Source organism: Rossellomorea sp. KS-H15a, from assembly GCF_024195245.1.
In the GTDB taxonomy this organism is placed as follows: domain Bacteria; phylum Bacillota; class Bacilli; order Bacillales; family Bacillaceae_B; genus Rossellomorea; species Rossellomorea vietnamensis.
Genome location: NZ_CP096886.1, coordinates 1,105,239 through 1,130,294 on the forward strand (window position 1 = coordinate 1,105,239; position 25,056 = coordinate 1,130,294).

Genomic DNA, 25,056 nt, shown 5'->3' on the forward strand with positions numbered 1-25,056 from the left:
CATAGGGAAAGTCTCCATACACTTATTGTCAGTATATAGCATGGACTTTCCTTATAGTCCGGCACTTTACGGCTGCCAGGTAGAGACTTATGGTCCATATCACCATAGATATATAAGGAATTCGTATGAAGTTATTTTTAAAATATGTTCTTTACTTTATCACAGGGTGAAAGCCCTCCACAACCGTTTTTTCAAAAAGAATTCGATGGAAAAACGTGGTGGTTCGTTTTAACTATTTTTAACAAAATTCCAAAAATAATAGTTTACTAGTATACCTTTTGGGGAACTTTCACAAACACATGTAATAAATTTGAAGGGAAGAGGATCGATGTTTGAGAATGGTTTGCTTTTTACAATTTTATCCTGTGTCTTTTTTATGGGATTGGTTGCGTGGGTTTCATACATAAAAACGAAGGGATCCCTGAATGATTCCACTGGTTATTTCCTGGCGGGGAGGGGGCTTACAGGAACGTTCATTGCCGGATCGCTGTTACTCACAAATCTATCGGCAGAACAGCTGGTCGGGCTGAATGGACAGGCGTTCCGTGCAAACCTGTCGAACATGGCGTGGGAAGTGACTGCCGCATTTGCCATCATCATCATGGCCCTGTATTTGCTACCGAAATATTTGGGTAGGAGCTTCACCACATTACCTGAGTTCCTGAACCAACGATATGATAAGGGCGTTCGCCAATACACGACCATTCTCTTTATGCTTGGCTATGTGTTTGTGACGATTCCTTCGATGCTCTATTCAGGGGCACTTGCTGTCTTGAAGTTATTCGATGTCCCCGAACTTCTTGGAATATCCTATACTCAATCGATTTGGGTGATTGTGTGGACGATTGGGATCATCGGAAGTATCTATGCCATTTTCGGTGGACTGAAGGCTGTGGCCATCTCTGATACGTTGAATGGTGTAGGGTTGCTGATCATCGGGATCCTCGTCCCGATACTAGGATTCTATGCCCTGGGGGAAGGAAACATCCTTTCAGGAGTGAAGGAAATTGCGACCAAGAACCCTGAGAAACTGAATTCGATCGGTTCCGCATCGGATTCCGTTCCGTTTTCAACCATCTTTACCGGTCTGCTTTTTGCGAATCTATTCTATTGGGCTTCCAATCAGTATGTCATTCAGCGTACCCTTGGAGCGAAAAACTTAGCGGAAGGACAGAAGGGTGTCATCATTTCAGGTTTCTATAAACTACTCGTTCCCTTTATGATGATGCTTCCCGGAGTCATTGCATTCCATCTGTATGGTGACTCTTTGAAAAGTGTCGACTTGGCATACCCAGCATTGATAAATGCCGTACTGCCATCGTATTTAACAGGGTTCTTCCTGGCTGTGTTGCTTGGAGCCGTGTTAAGCTCCTTTAATTCATTGCTGAACAGTGCAGCGACGCTTTTTGCCCTTGATATTTATAAGCCTCAGTTCAATCCGGATGTGAGCGATCAGAAATTGATCACGATCAGTAAATGGTTCGGAGCGCTGCTGGCCGTAGTATCCATGTGTGTGTCCCCGCTATTGATCAATGCGACAGACGGATTATGGGACTTGATCAGACGATTCACGGGATTCTTTAATATCCCGATCATCGTGGTTTTACTTGTCGGTGTATTTTCAAAACGGATCCCGGCATTGGCTGCGAAAACGGTCATCATCCTTCATGTCATCACGTATTATATGCTCGTGTGGGGTACGGGACATCTATTCGGCTTCACCATTGATATCAACTTCATTCACATCTATGGGATTCTCTTTGTAGGAGAAGTGGCCCTGATGCTTGTGATCGGCTGGTGGAAACCAATGAAGAAGCCGTACGAATACCGTTATAATCCGAAAGTGGACATGATGCCATGGAAATACAGCCTACCGTTATCAATCGTCCTGATGGCCTCGGTCGTATTGACGTATTTCATCTTTTCACCGATCGGTCTTGCATATGAATCAGCGGTCATTTCACCTTATTTCTGGCCCGCCACCGGAGGACTGTTCCTCCTGACAGCAGGACTCATCGTCTGGTCGCTGAAAAGCTGGAACCAAAAATACAGAAACTATTTACTCAAAAACAAAACATACAAACTGAACCGGACAAAAAAATACTCCATTCAACCAAACCTGAACCCAATCTACTCAACTAAATTGCTGAAATGAAAAAAGGGACGGACCTTCATTCCTATGACCTGGTCATAGGAATAGAGGTCCGTCCCTCTTATTTTTATTTTGTACGTTCTAATAGGTTTGCAAGAACGTGCTTTTTATAAGATTCTACTTTGCGTTCTTCGTAGCGGCGTACCCCCGCTTTTTTGAGTTCTTCTACGTACCAGCCTTTGCTTCCGATATGCATTGAAATAAACATCCTTTCTTTGCGTAGTATTGATTGGAATCTCCGACTAACTCCCGAAAGAGCTACGTTAAGATTGCTTACGGTTGTACATTGTAACATCTCACTTTTTATGGGAAAAGGGGGTAAAGGGAATTTTTCGGATTCATCCTTTTCTGAAAATTTTTCAGGAGAAAAAATAGTTTTTTTTAAAAAAAAAGTGATCCAAATATGAACCGACTTCGTTAGCTTAGTGAAAATCGGATACAGTAGGGTTTTTTATTGTGATGATCGCAAATTGTACCTAGTACAATGAATGCTATTTATACCAGGTACAACAGATACAGCACTATCCAAAAAAACAATTCAGTGTCCGCTATTTGAATCGGAAGGAGGTGACAAGACGCAGTGCAAAAACGCCTCATTCAGGCTTTGCTTTTTCTTGGAGTCATCAGTATTCCAACCTTTGCTTCAGCAGAGGGCGGACTTCTCTCCAACGTGACGGATGAAGTCAACACTGTCACGGACAGCGCGACAACGACCGTGAATGAAGCCGTGTCCGCTCCTGACGTGGAGAAGGACAAACCTTCTACGGATGATCAGCAGTCGGAAGGAAATATTCTTTCAAATACGGTTGATTCGGTGACAGACACGGTCGATGAGACGACAGAATCGGTAACAGGTACAGTAAACGTTGTAACGAAGACCGTCGGGAACACAGCGGACACAACCGTTGAACAAGCGACAAAACCAGTTACAGATATCGCAGGGGACTCAGCGGCTCCTGTAACGAAAACGGTGAACAACACCACCAAGGTCGTTACCAAAACCGTTGAAAAAACAACGAAATCTGTAACCGGAACGGTGGATTCGACGACGAAGACGGTCACGAGCACCGTGGAAGAAACAACGAAGCCTGTGACGGAATCATTGTCAGACGATGAACCTCTGTTGGAAGTGGATCTGTCGGATGAACCCGAAGTGAAAGTGAATACAGGGGTCGCCGATGTGGAAGTATCCAAAGATCCACAGGTGAAGGTGGATACCGGAGTAGTCGACGCCGATGTTTCAAAGGAACCAGCTGTCAAAGTGGACGTTGAAACAGAAGTGCCCGACGAGCCTGTGATCGACATAGAGGATAAAGATCGTGACGTCGAAGTGGAGAAAGAAAATGTTCGAAAGGAACCGGTCAAACAAGACGTTCCCGTCGAACCAGAGATGAGCTCCACTAAAATAAGCAAAGCCAAAAGACTAAGTGAAACCATACTTACAAAAACGGTTGAAGTAGAGGAAAAGGGTTCAGTTACGATGGAAGAACCTAAAAGTCAGAATGAACAACAACCTTTTCCGCCACGTAAAAAGATGGAACCGGTCCTGGCGACGACTACGATGAATTCAACAAGTCAGTCATCCAGTACAAGTGGAATGAGTGCTCAGGTAACAGGATCACCTTCTTTATGGGGTGTGTCGGAGCAATATGCAACGGCGGTCAACTTCCAAAAAGCCAATATGTACGAGAAAAAGAATCTCTACTATGATCAGTGGTTAAACGCACCACCGTCCCAACCACCTCAAGATTCTCTTCTTTTCAAAAGTATATAAACTTAAAAACTTTTAAAAGGAGAGAAAAATAAAATGAGAAAAAGCGTATTTAGAACATTGGTTATGACAGGTGGATTAGCAGCAAGTCTTACAATCGGAGGTCACACAAGCTTAGCGGCAGGCAATGATTCACTGCTGAACAGCAATAATGGGTTATTGGAAAACGTCAACATCCTTGATTCGGAAGACGGTTTATTGAATGGATTGAACATCGGTGGATCAGACAACGAAGAATCAAATGCGGGTGCAAATGTTGATGCGGATTCAAACATCGTAAACGAGACGGTTGTAGACGAAGAAAATGATTCTGTTACGACCAGCAACGGTGCAGAAGCAACTTCAGATGTAAACGCAGCGGTTGAAGGAGAAGACGAATCAGCGGAAGTGAACGCTGACACAGACACAGCTGTCATGAACGAAACAATGGTAGACGAAGATTCAGCAACTTCCAAAACAGAAGCAGGAGCATCCCAGGATGTAAACGCAGCAGTTGAAGGAGAAGACGAATCAGCGGAAGTGAATGCTGATACAGACGCAGCTGTCATGAACGAAACAATGGTAGACGAAGATTCAGCAACTTCCAAAACAGAAGCAGGAGCATCCCAGGATGTAAACGCCACAGTTGAAGGAGAGGACGGATCGGCAGAAGGGAATGCTGATACGGAAGCTGGTGTCATGAATGAAACAACGTACAGCGAAGAAGACGATTCTTTCACATCCATGACAGAAGCAGGAGCATCTCAGGATGTAAACGCAGCAGTTGAAGGAGAGGACGGTTCAGCATCAATAGACGCTATGACCGATGCGGGAATCATGAATGAAACCATGTACAATGAAGAAGATGATTCTTATGCTTCTACTACTTCCGGTAACCTTACGTCTGGTCTTAATGCTTCTGCCTCTGATGAAGAGAATGAAGTGAGTGCTGATGCGATGACCGATTCCGATGTATGGGTGATGACAGAAGGCAGTGAAGAAAACGCTTCTTCTAAAACGTCAATCGGTACTGAATCTGCAAATGGTCTAGTACTTGGAACAATGGACAAAGAAGATGGAGATTCTTCTCAAGTAGAAGCTATGAACGATACTTCTGTTATGACGACTGTTGAAAACAGCGATGACTATTCCAAGTTCGAAGCAAATGCAGCGAACAACCTGATGCTTGGTGCTATGACAAACGATGAAGACAATGAATCTGCAGCGACTGTCATGAACGCAGTGAATGCAGGACTATGGGCTGAATCAATGGATTCTGAAGAAGAAGAGTATAGAAGTGCCGGATTGAATGCAGGTACGGATACAGCTCTTGGATTCTTATCTTCTAGTGAGGACAACGAATCTTCTCTTCTATCAAACCTTGGTGTAAATGCAGATGCAAGCTACACACAATGGAGAAATGAAGAGTCTTCAGATTCAGAGTTCAACCTTGGTCTTTCAACAGATCTTGGTCTAAATACAATGCTAGAGTCTGATGATGAAGGATTTGATCTAGGACTGTAATAGAAAAGGAAAAGGAATGATCCATTGCGGATCATTCCTTTTTTTAATGAGCAGCTTTCTTCAGTTCCAATTCTTCCTTCTCAAAACGATCGAACATGATAAAGAAGAGTCCAGCACTTACAAGAGCAAGAATCGAAAGGATGATGAACGTCCAATCGTATCCTACATAAAGAGACAGGGTGATGGACAGAGGTGCAATGGTCCTTGCAATCGTGAAGCGCAGGCTGGCTGCGGCAAAATACTGCCCGCGCATATGATCCGGTGCAAGCTTCGATACGAAGCTTTGCTGGATACCGGCCGTCATCAATTCCGCGAATGTGAACACCGCCATGCTGATCACAAACATCCATACGGAACTTGTTTGTCCAAACATGAAGATTGAAACCGCATAGATGAGAGAAGATAGAATGAACACATTGCGCTCACGGAATTTTGTAATCCATCGTGTAATGACCACTGTAAGAAGTGCCACCAGGAATCCATTTTCCGATAGGATCAAACCGAATACCTGCTCACTTACGAGTGTCAAGGACCAATCCCCGAAGCTGAACAGTGTGGCTTTATCCGTGACATCTTTTATATACACGGGAATCAAGAGGTCCAATTGCATGAACGTTTGACCTACCAGGACCCCGGCTAAAATAAACAATAAAAACGTTTTGTCTTTGAAAATGACGCTATAGTCTTTGAATTGATCAGACAACACACTGTGCCAGGCTTTCTTTTTTCCCTCTGTAACGAGAAGCTTATTTTTATCAGCCGGTGCCGTTTCCCTCGTCATTTTATAGAGCAGCAGGGCTAAAAACATACATATTAATGCCGCTGCAATCAATAATTGAAAGCGATAGTGGACGTAGAAAATGCCCCCTAGTATCGGCCCTACGACGACGGCAATATTGATGGATGTATAAAAGACGGCAAATACATGGCTCCGATCTTTCTCGTCCACCACATCGGCAACCATGGCCTGACTTGCCGGCCAATAAAAGGAACCGAATACCCCGACCAAACTGAAACAGATAAACCCGATCATGGCAGAATCAAGCCAAGGCGAACTGGCCAGTCCAAAGATCAGAAAAGCAAAGCCTTGTCCAAATGCCGATATCACCATCATCCTCTTGCGGCCAAAACGGTCCGCGCAGTAGCCTCCCATCAGATTCGCGAGTACGGCGAATACTTGTGAAAGAACCAATAATAATCCCGCTGTCTGCTTTCCAAACGACTCTGTGAAATAGATCGTCAAAAACGGAAAGAACATCCAGAAGGTAATGTTAATCGCTGCTTCCCCAAACAGCCGGACCTTTAAATTGCGGTCCCAATCCCGTATTCTCATCTAAATCCCTCCCCTTATGAAACTCTAGATGAACTAGATTATCATAGCCCGACAGGACAAAATAAACAAGACTGATTTACTGGTATTTACAAATGATTTACTCATTCCGGTATGAAGGCTTGAGATACCATTTTCCTTATTCTGAATAGATTAAAAGTACTGAGTGGAAAGGGACGGTGGTCGGAGATGGTTGATAGTGAAATTCTCCTTACAGGAGTGTGGATCCAGGTCTTCGGTACGGTAATTGCGGCCATCGGTGAAACCATGCTGATCCAAGAAGAACGTCTGGATCTGGAGCCTCTCGGGTTTCGAGTGGTCTCCCTCGGGAATGGCTTCGAGGCTGTCGGAAATTCGCTGCAGGGGGTGGGAGCCGAAAAACTATCGGATGGTTCAGTTGGGGAAACCTACCGGGTGGCAGGTGACTGGATCCAAGCCTCTGGAAATGTGACGAATGTGTTTGGGGCAGAACTTCAATTTTATGGGCGTGAGCTGGAGGGATTGAAACTTGATATATTCGGGGACACCGTGCAGTCCATCGGGGCAGGACTCGAAGCATACGGGGCGACCTTGAGTAGCCGGGCATTCTCTAATCTTCTCGCAGCAGGAAATACGATACAATCACTTGGAGCGGCACTGGAAGGAGTGGGAGAACTGTTCATTCTGAAAGGAAAAAAGGATATCGGAATGCAGATCACCGCTTTCGGAAGCTACGCCCAGGCAGCAGGGGCGACGATTGCTGCGATTGCATTGACGAAACAGTATGGATAGGGAAGATTTTTGGACCGGGAGAGTATGGTTTTCCTTAATAACTGGATAGTTGGTGATTTGGCAAGGGGTTATTAAGATTCAAACTTAGTCAGGTAGAAGGAATTGCGTCAAAATTATTGGTGATTGCGTCAAAATAAAATTTATTGCGTCATTTTTGCAGGAATTGCGTCAAAATTTGGTTTGATTGCGATTTTTACCAATGGTATCCATTCGAGCGAGCGCTCAGTCAAGATGCCAGTCTACCAACCACCATCCCAGCCAAAACAAAAACCCCCAAAAGACAGCCAAGCCGCCTCTCAGGGATTCATACTACATACTGAACTTAAAACGCCCAACCGCCATCGCGGAATACGGCTTCAGACGAGCCGTCTTCTTTTACTCCATCGATGTTCATTTTGTCAGAACCGATCATGAAGTCAACGTGAGTGATGCTGTTGTTCAAACCGTTTTTCTCAAGCTCTTCTTCGCTCATTTTCTTTCCGCCTTCAATACAGAATGCATAAGCATTACCGATCGCAAGGTGATTTGATGCGTTTTCATCGAATAATGTGTTGTAGAATAACACATTCGATTGAGAGATTGGGGATTGATGAGGAACAAGGGCGATTTCCCCAAGATAATGAGATCCTTCATCCGTATCCACAAGACGCTTCAGGATTTCTTCGCCTTCTTCAGCCTTTACATCTACGATGCGTCCGTTTTCGAATGTGATCGTGAAGTTGTCGATTACGTTACCACCGTAACTAAGTGGTTTCGTGCTTGATACTGTACCGTTTACACCGGTTTTAAGTGGAACCGTGAATACTTCTTCCGTCGGCATGTTCGCCATGAAAGTCGTTCCTTCTTCGTTCACGCTTCCTGCCCCTACCCAAAGGTGACCTTTCGGAAGTTCGATGGTAAGGTCCGTCCCTGGTGCAGTGTAATGAAGCTTCTGGTAGTTCTTTTCGTTCAGGTATTCGACTTTTTCGTGAAGGTTTGCGTCGTGATCCTTCCATGCCTGGACAGGATCCGCCTGGTCGGCACGGACTGCTTTGAAGATCGCGTCCCATAACAGGTCCACTTGTTCTTCTTCAGAAGCATCAGGGAATACTTTGGCAGCCCAGTCTTTCGAAGGAGCGGCCAGCACACACCAGCTGACTTTGTCGGATTGGATGAACTGACGGTATTTGGACATCGCTTTACCGGCAACCTTCTGGAAGTTCGAGATGCGATCCGGATTGACGCCTTTTAACAGGTCAGGGCTAGAAGAGACGATGCTCATGAAGGCAGCTCCGCCTTCAGCTAGCGTTTCAACTTCACGTGCCTTCCACTCAGGGAACTCCTGGAATGCTTCATCCGGGGCAAGATCGTATTTCGTACGGTTGACGGTATCATCGCTCCAGTTTACATATACGTGCTTAGCTCCTACTTCATAGGCTTTCTTTACTACTAAGCGGACGAATTCTGCAGAGTCAATGGACGTGTTGATGACGAGGGTCTGACCCTTTTGAACATTCACTCCGACTTCGACTGCAAGATTTGCGTATTTCTCTAAATTTTGTTGGAAATTAGTCATATGTATTCTCCTTTTTTCAGAATGTTCTATTACATTCTTATTGTATCAGGGCCCACACCGTTTGCAAGTGTTTACACCTATCTTTGTATCGTATGTTAAAGAAGGAAAAAGTATTTATGCACGCTAAATTTGAACGTTGTATGGCAACGACTCAAGATTCATACCTGGATTCGGACAACTATACTATAATGATGGAAGCGTGTTTATAAAAAAGGGGGAAGACGACATGCCTTGGAATGTCCTATTATTACGAATGTCCGCCATTTATGGGTTTATCGGAGCATTTCTCGGGTCTCATATGGCCGGGGCCGGATCGTATGCATTCAAGCCGATCCATGCCCATATCCTGGTGGTCGGGTGGTTGAGCTTATTTGCCTACTCTTCCTATTATCGATCCTACCAGGTACCGAAATCTTCTAAACTGGCATTTGCCCATGTGTGGACGGCGATCATCGGTTCGATTGGATTGACAGTCGGGATGTGGATGTACAATTTAAATCCATTCAATCTGCCGGCAGGCTTTACCACCGTCTTTTATATTGTCGGGGGAAGTACACTGTTACTCAGCTTTTTCCTGTTTCTATTGATGACATTTAAGTATAGCGAGAGTAAGAAGTAAGGCCCGTTCCGGTTAAATCGTTCAGCTGCTGATTATGGAGGAATAGTCAGCAGCTGAACAAAAAAACTTCCCACCGCAAATCGGTGAGAAGCATTCTTCAAGTCGACGTTTCATCCCGTTCCTTCTCTTGAAAGAGGAATCGGTAGTCCATGGGATTCTGGATGAGGTCGGACAGGGTGTAATCATCGAGGACAGAGAGATAGGCGTTTAATGCTTTACCAAGGACATGCTTCAAACCGCATACCGGTGTGATGATGCATGAGTTGTTTTCGGCATCGAAGCATTCGACAAGATGGAAATCCTCTTCCGTCGCACGGACAAGTTTGCCTATATTGATGTCTTCAGGTGACTGTGCAAGCCTGATCCCGCCGTTTCTGCCGCGGATCGTTTCGATCATCCCCATCTTTCCGAGTTCATATGTCACTTTCATCAGGTGATTCTTTGAGATGCTATAGGCATCAGCGATTTCTTTTATATTAGAGAGTTCGTCCTTTGGTTTTGAAGCCAGGAAAATCAGGACCCTCAGTGAGTAGTCAGTGTATAAAGTTAGTCTCATGTATCTCACCTTTCCGTTCCATTATCCCCATTATACAAAAGGAAGTAAGTTTGTGTCTAAATGTGACTGTTTTGTTAAAGATGTATTTTATATATTGCTTTAATCGATGAGCAGGAGTAGGCTAAAGATGTATTCAAAATATATCTTTAGAGGTGACCAATATGCTCTCTCAAAAAACCATTGAAATCGTGAAATCCACTGCTCCTGTATTAGAAGTCAAAGGAACGGAAATTACATCTGTTTTTTATAAAAATTTGTTTACCAACCATCCGGAATTACTAAATATTTTCAATCATGCCAATCAGAAAAAGGGCAGACAACAAACCGCGCTGGCCAATACCGTGTATGCTGCCGCTCAGAATATCGATAAGCTTGAGATGATCCTCCCTGTTGTAAAGCAAATCGCTCACAAGCATAGAAGTTTAGGCGTTAAGCCTGAGCATTATCCAATCGTTGGCGAGCATCTGCTTCAAGCGATCAAGCAGGTGCTTGGAGATGCAGCGACAGATGAGATCATCGAAGCATGGGGAGACGCATACGGTGTCATCGCAGGAGTATTCATCGATGTAGAAGAAGAAATGTATAAAGAAACTGAAGCCAAGGATGTCGGCTACAGAGACTTTAAACCGTTCATCATTGCTGAAAAAGTAGTGGAAAGTGACGTCATCACTTCGTTTTATCTTCAACCGAAAGAAGGCGGCAGTGTCCCAACCTACATGCCGGGTCAATATTTATCTGTGAGAGTGACGATCCCTGGGGAAGAATTCACCCATATTCGTCAGTACAGTTTATCAAGTGCGCCAATGGACCATCAATTCAGAATTTCTGTTAAAAGAGAAGCAGAGTGCGATCCACAAGGGAAGGTGTCCAACTTCTTACATGATCAAGCAGTTGTAGGTAGCGAGATTGAAGTCAGCGCGCCTGCCGGTGATTTCTATTTAGAGGACGGGGACTCACCTGTGGCGTTTATAAGCGGAGGCGTTGGGATCACACCTATGATGAGCATGCTCGAACAAGTGGCCAAATCCACACCTGAACGTAAGACAGCATTTATCCATGCGAGCAGACATGAAGGCGTGCATGCCTTTAAAGGGGACGTCGAAAAGCTCATGACGGAACTTAAAGACGGGGAAGCTTGCTTTGTTTATGAAAATCCAAGGGAAGAATCTTCATCCCACTTCACAGGATATGTGAATGAAGAGATCCTGAAGCAGTATGTGGACGCTGGAACAGAATGCTATGTGTGTGGCCCCGCACCATTTATGAAAGCCGTCATCGGTACATTGAAGGAAATGGGCGTATCAAAGGTGCGTTTCGAATTCTTCGGTCCCGCAATGGATTTAAGTAAGCAGGAAAGTGTGACGGTTTAACACTTTGAAAATATAGTTGTACCAATGGAAATACATCCTCCTGATTTGAAAATAATCATCCAGATTCAGTTCATTTCGATGAAGGAAAACAGAAAAACGCTAGGATTCCTAGCGTTTTTCGACTTTAGTAGCGATGTTCATCGTTATCTTCACGATTTTTAAACGCTTCCTGTGTCACGATCAATTCTTCATCGCCGACTGCATCCTCGGAATGTTTACTAGATGTACTATTTTGAGGGAAGTTCCCCGGGTGTCCCTTTTTCTTTGAATCGAATGATTTACCTCGTGCCATATGAGCCACTCCTTTTCGTTCGAGATACAGGTAGTTTTTCCAGGAGGGACGAAAATATGTGAAAATGAATTGTCAGAAAACGGACGCATCTCCCATGTGCAGCGACCCGTCCATTTGGATATACTGGTAGTAACGGGTGAGGAAATGCTTCTTTAGAATCAATCAATTCCTAAGGGGTGATAGCGTTGGATTTTTCATCAATTGTTTCGGAACAACGAATTAAGAAGGCGTATGAGGACGGGGAGTTCGAGAACCTTCCCGGCTATGGGAAACCGTTGAATCTCGACGATGACAGAGGGGTTCCCCAAGAATTAAAGATGGCCCATCGAATCATGAAGAATGCAGGATTCACAACGGATGAAATGAATGTGAAAAAGGAAATGATGAGGATCGAAGACTTGATCAGAGCCTGTGAGAATGAAGAGGAAGAGCAGGAATTAAAGCAGAGTCTGAATGAGAAAATGCTGAAATACAACAGCATGCTTTCGAAGAAGAGAATCAAAACAAATAGTTCCTTGTTCAAAAATTATGAGCATAAGCTGGAAGGCAAACTGCTGAAATGAAGAAAACACCACGTTCGTCACGGAACGTGGTGTTTTCTTTATTTCGGTTCTTCGTCTTCTTTAAATAGGAAGAAGGAGATCACGCCGGATAGGAGGGTGCCTCCAATGATCAGCATGAATTTAGAACCAGGTTCGATCTCGGAATAATATTTGCCGAGCATCCAATAACATGCAACGGCTACGAGTATCATGATGGGAATGATCATGGTGAAACGTTTTTTCAACAGTGCCACATCCTTTAAAGCTTCTCTTCTCAGTTTACCACAGATTATGCTTTGACACTGTTCTGAATACGGGCTGCACTTGTGGCAGTATCTTGAACATATTGCGCAATCGTCCGGTTGTCACCGTGAAGAGTTTCAATGGTGGCGCTGATTTCCTCCAGGCCCGCAGAAGTCTGTTGGATGACAGCCGCGAGTTCCTTCGTCGACAGCTCGGCTTCCTCGGTCTGCCCCCTTACGTCAGAAGCGGTGGTGGTAAGGTGCTGGAATTCATTTGACAAGGCGTCAAGCTTCTCTCGCAATGATGTGAAATACGCCGTGACCTCACCGGTAGCCCCCACATTCTCATTAAGCTTCTCAGAGCTTAGATTCATGATTTCAACGGCAGAGGAGTTCACCGCATTGACAGATGCCAGATTGTCATTGATGCGTGTCGCCGTATTCCGTGTGATTTCGGCCAATTTCCGTATTTCATCGGCTACGATACTGAAGCCGCGTCCTGCTTCTCCTGCCCGTGCTGCTTCGATGGATGCATTCAAAGCGAGCAGATTGGTTTGATCGGTGATGTCCTGAATGCTGCCGATAAAGCTGTTGGTTTCTTCAATTTTGCTTGTGAGCTCTTTAAAGGTCTGGTGAAGGCCTTCAATGATGTTTTTCAATTCAATCATGTTTTCCTGAAGATCCATGACACGTTCGCTTCCCGACACGGCAATCGCATTCGCATCGGTTGAATGGGCGGTAAGGTCATCGGACAGCTTTGCGACTTCTTCCATTTTACCCATTGTCGTTTCTGTGACGAGGGCGATGTTATTGATCTGATCACTTTGGGTGACACTTCCCGCTGAAATTTCATTCACTGCCGTTTTCATTTCATCATGGGAGACGAGATGGGTCTGGATCTGTTCGTTGATTTGTTGGATGCTTCCTGAGATGGTCGCTAGTTCTTTTTGTAAGAAGTTTCGCTGTTCTTCTTTTTTCCTGCTTTCGTTTTCCGTTGTGTGGATAAATTCCTGGAGCTGCCTGAATTGCGTTCGATTCAGTTGGATGACGACGGCCAGGACAATGCCTAACAACACATAACTCAACAGGGAAGGGATGAATAATTCAGTGAATATGGGATCACCCTTTGGGGCTAGCAATCCATTCAGTAAAAGCATGGCAAGACCGGATGTGAAACCAATTCCGAAGATGACAGGATTAAAGTGAATGGCGCTGATAACAGCTAAAAAGAGAAGGATGACTAAATCTGGAGGGTTCGACCCTTCCAGAAAAAGCCAGATTCCCATTATGATATAGGAAGTAGGGATGGCGAAATAGACATAAAGATTCGGTTTTTTCAGGATGAATTGAAGCACAACAAAGTATCCCGCAAGAAACAGGATCTGTAATGCGAATACCGTTACGGTGATGGTGCCTGATTCATGAAGGATGGAATACGTGAGCGCAGCTGCAAGGCTAATTCCGTACGTGATCAGCAGCAGAAGATTCTTCCTTTTACTATCGATTTCTTTCAATTGCTTGGGGGTCATGACATTTCTCTCCTTTTAATAAAATCCCGTATATTCCATATATCGACAAAAAGAGAGTGTGTGTTTATAACGTTTTACAGTAATTTTTACAAAATTTTGAATAGAATTTCCACTCAATAATCAGGTGTTCTATCCGATATTAGTAATAGACTACGATGAGTAAGGTGGAGCGATCAGATGGATAAGACGTCTTTAATAGGAGTCATTTTAGGATTGATAGCGGTGGGAGTAGGGATGGTATTCAAAGGGGTGAGCCCGGTTGCCTTATTGAACCCTGCAGCCATTTTGATTATTTTACTGGGGACGGTGGCCGCAGTGACCATTGCGTTCCCGACACACGAAATCAAAAAAGTACCGAAGCTCTTCGGCATATTGTTTAAAGAACAAAAATTGCAGGACCCGAAACAAACGATTCAATTCTTCTCGCAAGTGGCGGATCTTGCCCGGAAAGAAGGGCTGCTTGCACTGGAGGCCAAAACCCAGGAAGTGGATGATCCATTCCTCCGGGACGGACTTTCATTGGCGGTGGATGGACAGAGTGCCGATTACATAAGGGATGTGCTCCATGAGGAAATCGATGCCATGGAAGAGCGTCACAGTGCAGGTGCCCTCATCTTCACACAGGCAGGGACGTATGCGCCGACCCTTGGGGTCCTCGGGGCCGTCATTGGGTTGATCGCGGCCCTCAGCCACATGGATAATACTGATGAGCTCGGCTATGCGATTTCTGCGGCCTTCGTTGCGACATTGCTTGGGATCTTTACGGGTTACGTGTTGTGGCATCCCTTCGCCAACAAGCTTAAACGGAAATCCAAGCGTGAAGTTCAAATGAAAATGATGATGGTGGAAGGCATTCTTTCCATCATTGAGGGAGAATCTCCCCGGGTGATCGAACAGAAGCTGGCATCTTATTTACCGGCAAGTGAGCGGATCTTGTTATTAAAGGGGGAAGAGGATGAGGCGGCGTAAGAAGAAACATGACGACGAACATATGGACGAGTCCTGGCTCATTCCGTATGCTGACTTACTCACCCTGTTGCTGGCCCTGTTTATCGTCTTGTACGCATCAAGCTCGGTGGACGCCCAGAAGTTCAAAGAACTCTCACAGGTATTCAGTGAAATCTTCACCGGAGGCACGGGAATGATGGAGTATCCAAGCCCTGTCGCCCCCCAGCAGTCCAGCGATCAAGAACAGAAGCAGGCTGCATCAGCAGGAATCGATAAGGAAAAAGAAAAGGAATTAAGTAAAGATGAGCTGGAGAAGCAGGCCTTCATGAAGGATCAGGAAGAACTGAAGGAAATCCAGAAAAAAATAAACGAATATATCAAAACGAATAATCTCGAGCTTCAATTCGTCACTAAGTTGACGGATGAAGGGCTTCTCCTCACGATTCGCGACAATGTATTATTCGACTCGGGGTCTGCAACGGTCCAGCGCAGTGACCAGAATGTTGCCGAGGAATTATCGGGCCTTCTCGAAATGAATCCGCCGCGAAACATCATCATCAGCGGTCATACAGATAATGTGCCCATCCGCAACGCGGAATTTGACTCCAACTGGGAGCTAAGCGTTATGCGGGCCGTCAATTTCATGAAAATCATTTTAGACAATCCTGCTCTTGATCCCCAATGGTTCAGTGCGAAAGGGTTCGGTGAATTCGAACCGATCGCAGACAACGGAACAGCAGAGGGTCGGGGACAGAACCGCCGAGTGGAAGTGTTGATATTACCAAGGGTGACAGAATAAAAGAAGGGACCTGCAGCTAATGAATCGGCTGCAGGTTTTTTGACGTATTTCCGGGGAAATGGATGGATCTTGTCGAAGAAAGGAGGAGGGATGAACGATCATGGTGGTGGCCTCCCACATTAAGCTCCTGAATCCATGTCGCAAGAATTCTCCTCAAAATGTTTTATAGCACCCATTTTAGGGAAAAGTCTGGAAAAGCATGTAGAAGTAGTGGCTAATTTTTCAGGATTCGGGGTCGTCTGTGATAGAAAAATGATAGGCTTTATACATACGTAAGAAAACAACAATTCCCCCGCGTTTTATTCCAAACGTTAGCCACTGCCTCTATCAAAGGAGGAGCACGATTGGATACGTTTTTTGACATCATAGGTAAAGTTTCGGCGTGGTTATGGGGTCCACCATTGATCATTGTCCTGGGTGCAACAGGTTTGTACTTAACAATATTATTGAAATTTATACAATTTCGGTATCCTCTTTACATTTTTAAGCAAACAGTTGGTAGTGTGTTTAAGAAGCCGAAGGGAGAAGGGACGGTCACTCCCCTCCAGGCACTGACGTCTGCCCTGTCGTCCACGATCGGGGCCGCGAATATCGTCGGTGTCCCGGCTGCGATCATGTTCGGTGGTCCCGGGGCCGTTTTCTGGATGTGGGTCATTGCCCTTATCGGGATGGCGCTTAAGTTTTCGGAGAGTGTGCTTGCGGTCCGCTATCGTGAGAAGAATGAAAAAGGGGAATATGTCGGCGGCCCCATGTACTATATGACGAAAGGGTTGAACATGAGATGGCTTGGCGTCTGGTTCGCCTTTGCCCTTATGATCGAGCTGATCCCGAGCGTCATGGTACAAGGGAATGCCGTGGCTTCTACAGTGGAAGAAACGTTTAATGTAGATGGATTGATCACGGGTATCATCGTTGCGCTTATCGTCGTGCTGATTGTATTTGGCGGCATTAAACGGATCGGTAAGGTGACGGAGATCTTCGTGCCGTTCATGGCCCTGATTTATGTCGGGAGCGCCTTGGTGATTTTGTTTATGAATATGGATGCAGTACCTGAATTCTTCAGCTTGATTCTGTCACATGCCTTTCAACCCATGTCTGCAATGGGAGGGTTTGCCGGGGTAGCCATCGCAGAGACGATCCGCTGGGGATTTGCCCGGGGATTATACTCCAATGAGGCAGGGCTCGGAACGGCGCCGATTGCCCATGCAGCGGCCCAGACGGATCATCCTGTCAGGCAGGGGCTTTGGGCAATTGTGGGGATCGTGATCGATACGATCATCGTCTGTACCGCCACTGCATTTGTCGTCTTATCATCAGGGGTGTGGACGGCAGAAAATGCTCTGGATGATCCTTCAGCCCTCACGACAGAGGCATTTACGAACTATTTCGGAGAGTTTGGAGGAATCCTCGTCACGATTTCGTTGATTTTCTTCGTCTTATCTACGATCATCGTCATCGTCTTTTATGGTGCCAAGCAGGCTGAATTCCTGTTCGGCTGGAAGGCGGCTCAGGGGATCAAAGTGGTTTATACCGTTGCCATCGTCCTTGGATCCGTCGGAGCGGCCAAGGTCATCTGGCAGTTCCTTGATTTAGCATTGGCAGCCATCCTGATTCCGAATATCATCGCGGTCCTTCTTCTAAGTAAAGAGGTTAAAAGACTCACGAACGAGTTCTTTACTTCCGAAGAGTACTATTTGAAGGACACAGGTAAAGTGAAAGAAAAGAAGATATCGTAACCTGATAGACTTGTTTTTCCTAAAGGAAGAGCAAGTCTTTTTTCTATTTTGTGAACTTCCAACTTGTGTAAAATAAAACAAAAGTTTAGAATATTAACAAAAGTTACTTTTCTTTATAGGGGTGGGAGAAAGTGAACGAGAAAGAAAAGCTTTTATTGTCATTCATAGAAGAAAATCCGTTTATGACGCAGCAGGAATTATCTGAGCGAAGTGGGATTTCGCGATCGGCTGTTGCCGGTTATATTTCTAATCTGGTCAGACAGGGGAAGATTTTAGGCCGTGCGTATGTGATCCCAAAGAGGAACGGGGTCACCTGCATAGGGGGAGCCAATATCGACCGGAAGATGCAGCTGCTGGGTGAAATGATCCCCGAGACATCCAATCCTGCGAGGTCGGAACAGACGAGTGGCGGTGTCGCTAGAAATGTTGCTGAGAATCTTGGGAGACTCGGGAAGTCTACGAATCTTATTACCGTAGTGGGGGAAGACACAGAAGGCAGCTGGCTCATGGACCAGACGAAAACCTTCGCTGATGTGTCCGGTTCCCAAAGGCTTGTAAATGAAAGCACAGGAGCTTATTCTGCCGTATTGGATGAAAAGGGTGAACTGTTATTTGCCTTGGCTGATATGAACATTTATGAAAGCGTTGACATTGGTTTTATAGAAAGGCGTTGGGGCTTGATTGCCTCTTCGGAAATGGTACTGCTCGATACCAATTTTCCGGAAGAGGTGTTGAAGTACATCATCAGAAGGTGTCAATCCGAAGGGGTTCCCTTGGCGGTGATCCCTGTCTCGGCTCCAAAGGTGAAGAAACTCCCTCCTTCATTGGAAGGGGTGTCATGGTTCATTTGCAATAAAGGCGAAGCAGAGATGTATCTGGATATGAAGATTGAAACCGAGGGGGATTATTTTAAAGCGGCGAAGGATCTGACAATGAGGGGAGCCGAGCGTGCTGTCATTACCCGTGGGGATCAGGGGCTTATTTATTACACTACATACAAGGAAGCAACGGCCATCCTGCCGCCAAAGGTTGAGGTGCAGGATGTGACCGGGGCGGGGGATGCCCTCGTAGCCGGCATAGTATTTGGCTATTTAAAGGGATCTGATACGGACGGGGCGTGCAGGATCGGTGTGATTTGTTCGTCGATCACGCTTCAGTCGAGGCATACGGTGGCACCGACGCTTAACGAAAGCAAGCTTCAACAGGAATTCAGTCTCTATTATTAAGGGGGAAATGGTTGTGAATATCCATTCATATGTAGAATACTCAGAGGAAGTCAAAGAAGCAAAAAGAAAGGGCATGGCGATCGTCGCATTGGAGTCAACGATCATCTCTCACGGCATGCCATATCCGCAAAATGTGAAGACGGCAAGGGAAGTTGAAGATATCATTCGATCCAAAGGCGCGGTACCGGCCACAATCGCGATTTTGAATGGAAGGATTAAAATCGGATTATCCCAGGAGGAGCTTGAATATTTAGGGCAGGCAACAGACGTGATTAAGGCGAGCCGGCGTGATATCCCTTATATCCTCGCCTCCGGTAAAGACGGGGCGACGACGGTAGCGGCAACGATGATTTGTGCAGAGCTTGCCCATATCCCGGTATTTGTGACGGGTGGGATCGGTGGGGTGCACAGGAACGCGGAAGTGACGATGGATATTTCGGCGGATCTTGAGGAACTCGCCGTATCGAACGTGGCTGTCGTATGTGCCGGAGCCAAGTCCATATTGGATATCGGCCTCACTCTCGAATACCTGGAAACAAAGGGAGTACCCGTTTTAGGATACAGAACCGACTCACTGCCGGCGTTTTATACAAGAAGCAGCCCTTATTCCGTGAATTATAAGGTGGAAACACCAGAGGAGACCGCCGGCATATTGAAAGCGAAATGGGAACTTGGTATGAAGGGCGGAGTGGTAGTGGCCAATCCGATTCCTGAAGCGGATGCCATGGATGAGCAGGAGATGGATCATATCATTGAAACAGCATTAAAAGAAGCGTATTCAGAAGGGATCAAAGGCAAGGAAGCCACTCCCTTCCTGCTCGGGAAGGTGAAGGAGCTGACGGATGGCAGGAGCCTGACGGCGAATATCGCCCTCGTGAAGCATAATGCTCAAATCGGGGCAGACATTGCCGTTCGGTATGCCGAACTTGTCCAAATTGAAGCCATTTAATTTTAGATGACAGGAAGGAACCCGGGCAGAAAGGTGATGCCCGGGTTTTTGGTGTGAATTGACATTCGTCGTTTATATGTTGGGAAAGGTAGGGTAAAATGGGGGTAATAACGTTACGATAAAGGAAGGTACTATGGCTCAAATGCACTCTAACCATGCATTGAATGTAGATTCAATTCCAGCCCCGGCAGCAATAATCGATGTGACACAACCATCTTTTATAGAACAAAATGAAGAATGGAGGGGGATCACCCTCAAGGAAGACAATCTCCTCCTGAAAATTCTGGAGGATGACGATTATTCCATTCGCTTGCATCATCAATACTACGGATTTAAGAGGAAACGGATGGATGAGTCCAAAGAATTGGTCATGATGATCCCTGTTGAGTCCGGCGTTTCACGCGATGATGACCATCATTCCCATTCGGCGATTTATGAAGCCCTTATCCACAATACGCCTACATGTGTTTGTATCATTGATAAAAATGGAAACGTGATGGAAATGAATCAGTCTTTCCAGGAGCTGTTTCAGATTTCGGATGCCATTCTAGGGGAGTCTCTCTGTCAGCAGCCGCCACTGCAGAATGGAGCCTTTCATTCCATTGTGAAAGATGGTTTGAAAGGCTTGAATACGACAGGGGAAGAAGTGACTTTCCAGATGGGTACGCACCTTCAGATCACCTGTAATATCACCATTTCCCCAGCCAATTATAAGAGTGACGGAACGGTGGATAGTGTGGGGATCATCCTCCATGACATCACGGAAAAGAAAAAGTATGAAAATGAATTGATGTCCTTAAAGGTTGAACTTGAAAATACCCTCCGCCTTCAAAAGACGATCACGTACAAGATAAAGAAAAGCGATCAGGATTTTGTCATTGAAATGGCAGCGGGGGAGCTATTGAATAAGCTGAACCTGACTCCTTCGAAAGTGATCGGGAAAACGATTCAGGAAGTGTTCGATTCCCATCATCTGGGGAAGATCCAACCAAAGTTAAAGCGGATATGGGAAACGGGAGAAGAGCTGACCTATGAAGACGAATACAAAACATTGGAGTATTTGGCTTCCATCGTCCCGGTCGTTCAAAAAGGTGCCGTAGTGGAAATCATCGTGTCCATATCAGACATTTCCCTGATTAAGGACATCCAGAGAAAACTGATCGAAAGCGAACAGAAATATAAATCAATCGTAAAATACAGCCCCGACAATATTTATATGGTCGATACTAACGGCATCATACAAGAAGTGAATCCAGCGGTGAAAACCCAGTGGGACCACATCTCCCCCCATATGATCGGAAGCCACTTCAGTGAGTTCATAGCAGAGGGAAGCAAGGAAACGGCCATCAAGAAATTTGAAGTCGCCCTTAAAGGAGAAGCGTCAAGATTCGTGACCACCTTCGAAAATGGAGAAGGTGGCAAAAGCCATGTGGCCGTCACCAATATCCCGATCCGAATTAAGAATAAGGTGATCGGGATCTACGGATTTGGGCAGGACATCACGGAAAAACTGCAGATGGAAGAAGAACTGAAAGAAGCGAAAGAACTGCTTGAAGCCTATTTCGAGCATGCAGGGGACGGGATCGCCCTACTGGATCCGGAAGGAAAGGTCTTAAAAGTGAATCAACAGTTTGAATCGATGTTCGGGTGGACGAAGGATGAAATCACAGGAAGGGAAATCACCTTCCTCCATCAGGACGATCAGGTCGTTCAGTTCAAGCAAAACCTGGCCACGGTGATGGCCGGGAAACGGATCAAAGACTATGAAACTGTCCGGTACCGGAAAGACGGCTCACCGGTCGAGATTGCATTTAATATGAATCCGATCTTGAATGATGGAGGACGTTTGATCGGTATTTCTGCCATCATACGTGACTTATCCGAGAAGAAGCTTAATGAAGACCTGCTGAAAAAGTCAGAGCAGCTCGCGATGATCGGTCAGCTTGCAGCGGGCGTTGCCCACGAAATCAGGAATCCCCTGACGACCCTGAAAGGATTCCTCCAGCTCATGAAGGAAAATGCCGAGGATGACTTTTATCTTGGTGTCATCCAGGGGGAACTGGACCGGATCGAAATCATCACCAATGAGTTTCTGGCACTGGCTAAACCGAGGGCCGTCAAGTTTTCCCTCACCTCCCTGACAACTCTTCTCACAAGTTCCGTTGAATTCATCAAGATGGAATGCCTGAAGCAGGGGGTCGATGTGAGGTTCTCTGTCGAAGAGGCCGAAATCTACTGTGATTCCCATCAAATGAAACAAGTCATCTTGAATGTGATGAAAAATGCCCTGGAAGCCATGCCCGCAGGCGGACTCCTCAATGTTCAACTGGAAAAGGTGGATGGCCATGGGAAGATCTCGATTCAAGATAACGGGAGCGGGATCCCTCCTGAGCGAATGAAACATCTTGGGGAACCATTTTACAGCACGAAAGAAAAAGGGACCGGGCTCGGACTGATGATTTGTCAAAAGATCATCAAGGAGCATCACGGTTCACTATCGATTCAAAGCAACGTCAGCGAAGGGACCACCGTAACAATCCTTCTGCCGATTGCCGACAATCATTAGAAAAATACTCCACGATAAGAGAAGAATCTTGTCGTGGAGTATTTTTTGTTTTCACGGGTATTGTCGATTTTTCAAACGGAAATAATCCGACAAATAGTGAACAAGACGCTGGATGGGAGGGGGTGATAACACTGATATTTTCCCGGGAAATAGCGTCTTCTACAAATTTCTTCAAGGTGGTTTTCCTGCAAGGAACTTGTCACCTCATGGCGAGAGCACACCGGCAAGTTTCAACATCCTGGAAATAGGATAAATGAATGGAAAGAGGTGAAGAGAGATGAAGACGAACGTCTTTATAAGCGGTGGAGGCATTGGCGGCCTGACACTCGGGTTGAAACTCGCCCGGTGTAACATCGATGTCACCGTCGTAGAGCGGTTGCCTGGGCCCGGTGCCGTCTACAAGGGTGAGTTACTCCAACCGAAGAGCCTGGAAATATTCGATTCCCTGGGAGTCATAGATGATGTCTTCCAAAACGGGCACAGCATTTCCGATCTGGAACTGATTGAATTGAAACGGGCGAAATCGAAGGCCGATCATTCTACCATGAGCTATTCCATCCTTCCGACCCCGTATCCATTTTCCCTCATGATCCATCATGAAACCCTAAAGGACATCCTGAGACAAAAAGGGGAAGAGTATCCATCCTTCCATTATCGTGCGAATACCGTCTGTAAAAAGATAAATGGTCATACCGTGACCGTCGAGGATCGGGAGACGAAGGCAGAAACGGATATTCATAGTGATTTCATCATCGGTGCAGAGGGGAGGAGTTCAGTCACTCGTGACTATATGGAAGTAGATGTGAAGGAGAAAAAGTATAATCATCATTTCCTCACGGTCACATTCCCAAGGCCCAAGGAAATGGTGAAGGGGCGCATCATTTCTACATATCAATCATTTTTAGGCTTATTTCCACTTCCGGACAATGAAGTGAGGTCGGTTTATCTTATCCCGGCAGGTGAATACAAAACACTACGGAAAAAGCCGATTTCAGAGTTTCATAAACTCTATATCGAAATGTGCCCGGATCTTGACGGGTATGTGAACCAGATAGAGGATTGGAAGAAAATCCAGCTCATGGTCCCATTGAAATATCATGCAGAGACCTATGTGAAGGATCATTTTGCCCTTATCGGAGACGCCGTCCATACGGTCCATCCCATGGCGGGGGAAGGGATGAATATGGCGATCCAGGATGGCAGCATCCTCGGGGAGCTATTATGTGACATGTATAAAGAGGGGAAATTGGATCCAGCCAATTTGGAATGGTATCCAAAGGTGAGAAAAAAGAGGGTCGCCCACCAAATGCACCTCAGTCACTTATCGGCCCTCGTCTATTCCTATCCATACCGACCCGTCGGCTGGCTCCGGAATAAAAGCCTGCAAAGGATGGAAAGGGATTCGATTTCCCATTACAAACAGATGCTGAACATCTCAGGCCTCGGCATGTGGAGGGAAACCCTTTATGACCGGATGATCCAGGGGGGGATGCTCCCGATCAGGCATGATTCATTAACAGACGAAGAAAAATCAACGACTGCATTTACAGAAAATCAGGACTATCCCTGGAAAGGAAAGGAGGCACTACAATGATTGGAGAAATGGTGAAGGTATGGCGGGCACGTACCTGGATGAAAAAGAATGTCCCTTTCCTATACAGCTGGCACGCCTATGTGGGCTATGAAATGGACCTTTTCGATCAATTTACAAAGCCTGCTTCCATTCAGGAAGTGGCGCTCTCTCAAAATATCGAAATGGATCTCCTTGAACAATGGGTGGAGGTGGGAATCACCATCAAGCATCTGAAACGGGTGGAGGATGAGAAGGTCACGACAAGAAACAGATGGAAGCTGCCGACTTCCAAAAAAGATCCCCACTCATCAGGGATCCTGCTGAAAGAAATGATGGAACTGCATATCCCGGCGCTGTTGTCGTATCCCCAACTACTTCGGAATCAGACGAAACAGCACTTCAATTCAGATGTCCACGGCTCCACGGTAGCGAAAACGTCGATTCTACTGGAGCGATTCGCTTTTCCAAAGGTGCAGAAGGCGATTAAAAAATACAATGTGGACTCCATTCTGGACTTGGGATGCGGTGAAGGAGGATATGTAAAGAGGATAGGGGAGCGTTATCCCGATAAGAAAATGGTAGGGATCGAGATTCATGAAGCCGTCGCCAAAGCAGCGGAACAATCTCTGCAAGACTTTGAAAATATCGATATCCACTGTGGGGACCTGCATGAATATGAGCCCGAACAGCCCTTCGATATGATCATGGCCAATAATCTTTTTCACTATATCGACCCATCCGAACGTCTTCAATTCTTTGAAAAAGCATCTGCGTGGCTCGGGTCCGAAGGCTTGTTCTTCGTCCTGACACCGATGCAGAAATCCAAGCACGGAAAGCAATTCTCCAGTGCCTTCAACAGCTTCTTCATGACGTTCCAGAACCTGTACCCGATTCCTTCACAGAAGGAGATGGAGACGCTGGCAGGTAAAACCCGTTTTAAAGTCGAGTCCGTCGAACCGATCGTGAAAGAAGGCGGATGGTACGCGATGACTTTCAGGAAAGACGGATCCTTGTGAGAAGGGATCCG

22 protein-coding genes and 1 riboswitch are annotated in these 25,056 nt (G+C 45.9%); of the genes, 15 read left to right on the plus strand and 7 right to left on the minus strand.

From position 1 onward, the window contains the following. Nucleotides 1–34: 34 nt before the first annotated feature. A riboswitch (purine riboswitch) is annotated at nt 35–136 on the minus strand. Between the two features lie 240 nt (nt 137–376). Further along, nucleotides 377–2,155: a solute:sodium symporter family transporter gene (locus M1J35_RS05520; protein WP_371928711.1), complete on the plus strand. Its 1,779-nt coding sequence runs from the start codon at nt 377–379 to the stop codon at nt 2,153–2,155. 64 nt (nt 2,156–2,219) lie between these two features. Here the strand turns inward: M1J35_RS05520 and M1J35_RS05525 are convergent, their stop codons facing one another. Beyond that, the gene (locus tag M1J35_RS05525; RefSeq protein WP_079530789.1) at nt 2,220–2,348 is read right to left on the minus strand and encodes a YflJ family protein; all 129 of its coding nucleotides are present in this window, start codon (nt 2,346–2,348) and stop codon (nt 2,220–2,222) included. Between the two features lie 384 nt (nt 2,349–2,732). Between M1J35_RS05525 and M1J35_RS05530 the strand changes: the two genes are divergently transcribed. Then, entirely contained in the window at nt 2,733–3,926 is a 1,194-nt protein-coding gene (locus M1J35_RS05530; RefSeq protein ID WP_254652953.1) for a hypothetical protein, read from the plus strand. A gap of 33 nt (nt 3,927–3,959) precedes the next feature. Next, on the plus strand, nt 3,960–5,426 hold the full coding sequence (locus M1J35_RS05535; RefSeq protein WP_254652954.1) for a midas domain-containing protein: 1,467 nt from the start codon (nt 3,960–3,962) through the stop codon (nt 5,424–5,426). 43 nt (nt 5,427–5,469) lie between these two features. Here M1J35_RS05535 and M1J35_RS05540 read toward each other — a convergent pair whose 3' ends face one another. Continuing rightward, nucleotides 5,470–6,759 carry an MDR family MFS transporter gene (locus M1J35_RS05540; protein WP_254652955.1) on the minus strand — a complete coding sequence of 430 codons (1,290 nt, stop codon included), beginning with the start codon at nt 6,757–6,759 and terminating at the stop codon, nt 5,470–5,472. 186 nt (nt 6,760–6,945) lie between these two features. On the opposite strand from M1J35_RS05540, the gene M1J35_RS05545 reads away from it, so the two are divergent. Further along, complete coding sequence (locus M1J35_RS05545) at nt 6,946–7,527, plus strand: DUF6944 family repetitive protein (RefSeq protein WP_224521426.1); 582 nt, start codon at nt 6,946–6,948, stop codon at nt 7,525–7,527. A 322-nt stretch (nt 7,528–7,849) separates the two neighbouring features. On the opposite strand, the gene M1J35_RS05550 is transcribed toward M1J35_RS05545, so the two are convergent. Next, on the minus strand, nt 7,850–9,082 hold the full coding sequence (locus tag M1J35_RS05550) for an aminopeptidase (protein ID WP_079530790.1): 1,233 nt from the start codon (nt 9,080–9,082) through the stop codon (nt 7,850–7,852). Nucleotides 9,083–9,308: 226 nt separating this feature from the next. On the opposite strand from M1J35_RS05550, the gene M1J35_RS05555 reads away from it, so the two are divergent. Further along, a complete protein-coding gene (locus tag M1J35_RS05555) occupies nt 9,309–9,701 on the plus strand; it encodes a hypothetical protein (protein WP_034761232.1) in 393 nt (130 codons plus the stop codon). A gap of 97 nt (nt 9,702–9,798) precedes the next feature. On the opposite strand, the gene M1J35_RS05560 is transcribed toward M1J35_RS05555, so the two are convergent. Then, on the minus strand, nt 9,799–10,257 hold the full coding sequence (locus tag M1J35_RS05560; protein ID WP_079530791.1) for an RrF2 family transcriptional regulator: 459 nt from the start codon (nt 10,255–10,257) through the stop codon (nt 9,799–9,801). A 161-nt stretch (nt 10,258–10,418) separates the two neighbouring features. On the opposite strand from M1J35_RS05560, the gene hmpA reads away from it, so the two are divergent. Further along, nucleotides 10,419–11,627, plus strand: coding sequence for an NO-inducible flavohemoprotein (gene hmpA / locus M1J35_RS05565; RefSeq protein WP_254652956.1), 1,209 nt, complete (start codon nt 10,419–10,421; stop codon nt 11,625–11,627). Nucleotides 11,628–11,751: 124 nt separating this feature from the next. Here hmpA and M1J35_RS05570 read toward each other — a convergent pair whose 3' ends face one another. Beyond that, complete coding sequence (locus M1J35_RS05570; protein WP_254652957.1) at nt 11,752–11,919, minus strand: hypothetical protein; 168 nt, start codon at nt 11,917–11,919, stop codon at nt 11,752–11,754. 185 nt (nt 11,920–12,104) lie between these two features. Here M1J35_RS05570 and M1J35_RS05575 point away from each other — a divergent pair, with 185 nt between their 5' ends. Beyond that, a complete protein-coding gene (locus tag M1J35_RS05575; RefSeq protein WP_254652958.1) occupies nt 12,105–12,482 on the plus strand; it encodes a DnaJ family domain-containing protein in 378 nt (125 codons plus the stop codon). Between the two features lie 38 nt (nt 12,483–12,520). On the opposite strand, the gene M1J35_RS05580 is transcribed toward M1J35_RS05575, so the two are convergent. Next, nucleotides 12,521–12,706 (minus strand): hypothetical protein, encoded by a 186-nt coding sequence (locus M1J35_RS05580; RefSeq protein ID WP_034761236.1) that lies wholly within the window; start codon nt 12,704–12,706, stop codon nt 12,521–12,523. A 44-nt stretch (nt 12,707–12,750) separates the two neighbouring features. Continuing rightward, complete coding sequence (locus tag M1J35_RS05585) at nt 12,751–14,232, minus strand: methyl-accepting chemotaxis protein (RefSeq protein WP_254652959.1); 1,482 nt, start codon at nt 14,230–14,232, stop codon at nt 12,751–12,753. A 177-nt stretch (nt 14,233–14,409) separates the two neighbouring features. On the opposite strand from M1J35_RS05585, the gene motA reads away from it, so the two are divergent. From motA to M1J35_RS05625, 8 genes are all read left to right on the plus strand, one after another. Beyond that, on the plus strand, nt 14,410–15,201 hold the full coding sequence (motA, locus tag M1J35_RS05590; protein ID WP_034761239.1) for a flagellar motor stator protein MotA: 792 nt from the start codon (nt 14,410–14,412) through the stop codon (nt 15,199–15,201). Beyond that, nucleotides 15,188–15,979 carry a flagellar motor protein MotB gene (motB, locus tag M1J35_RS05595; RefSeq protein ID WP_254652960.1) on the plus strand — a complete coding sequence of 264 codons (792 nt, stop codon included), beginning with the start codon at nt 15,188–15,190 and terminating at the stop codon, nt 15,977–15,979. Before motA ends, motB begins: the two co-directional genes overlap by 14 nt. Before the next feature lie 344 nt (nt 15,980–16,323). Then, nucleotides 16,324–17,715, plus strand: coding sequence for an alanine/glycine:cation symporter family protein (locus M1J35_RS05600; RefSeq protein ID WP_254652961.1), 1,392 nt, complete (start codon nt 16,324–16,326; stop codon nt 17,713–17,715). Between the two features lie 131 nt (nt 17,716–17,846). Continuing rightward, nucleotides 17,847–18,941, plus strand: a complete 1,095-nt coding sequence (locus M1J35_RS05605; protein WP_254652962.1) for a carbohydrate kinase — start codon at nt 17,847–17,849, stop codon at nt 18,939–18,941. A 73-nt stretch (nt 18,942–19,014) separates the two neighbouring features. Beyond that, entirely contained in the window at nt 19,015–19,890 is an 876-nt protein-coding gene (locus tag M1J35_RS05610; RefSeq protein WP_371928741.1) for a pseudouridine-5'-phosphate glycosidase, read from the plus strand. A 133-nt stretch (nt 19,891–20,023) separates the two neighbouring features. After that, nucleotides 20,024–22,456, plus strand: a complete 2,433-nt coding sequence (locus M1J35_RS05615; RefSeq protein ID WP_254652963.1) for a PAS domain S-box protein — start codon at nt 20,024–20,026, stop codon at nt 22,454–22,456. A gap of 277 nt (nt 22,457–22,733) precedes the next feature. Next, nucleotides 22,734–24,050 (plus strand): FAD-dependent oxidoreductase, encoded by a 1,317-nt coding sequence (locus M1J35_RS05620; RefSeq protein ID WP_224521414.1) that lies wholly within the window; start codon nt 22,734–22,736, stop codon nt 24,048–24,050. Further along, a complete protein-coding gene (locus tag M1J35_RS05625) occupies nt 24,047–25,045 on the plus strand; it encodes a class I SAM-dependent methyltransferase (RefSeq protein ID WP_254652964.1) in 999 nt (332 codons plus the stop codon). Before M1J35_RS05620 ends, M1J35_RS05625 begins: the two co-directional genes overlap by 4 nt. Nucleotides 25,046–25,056: the final 11 nt, after the last annotated feature.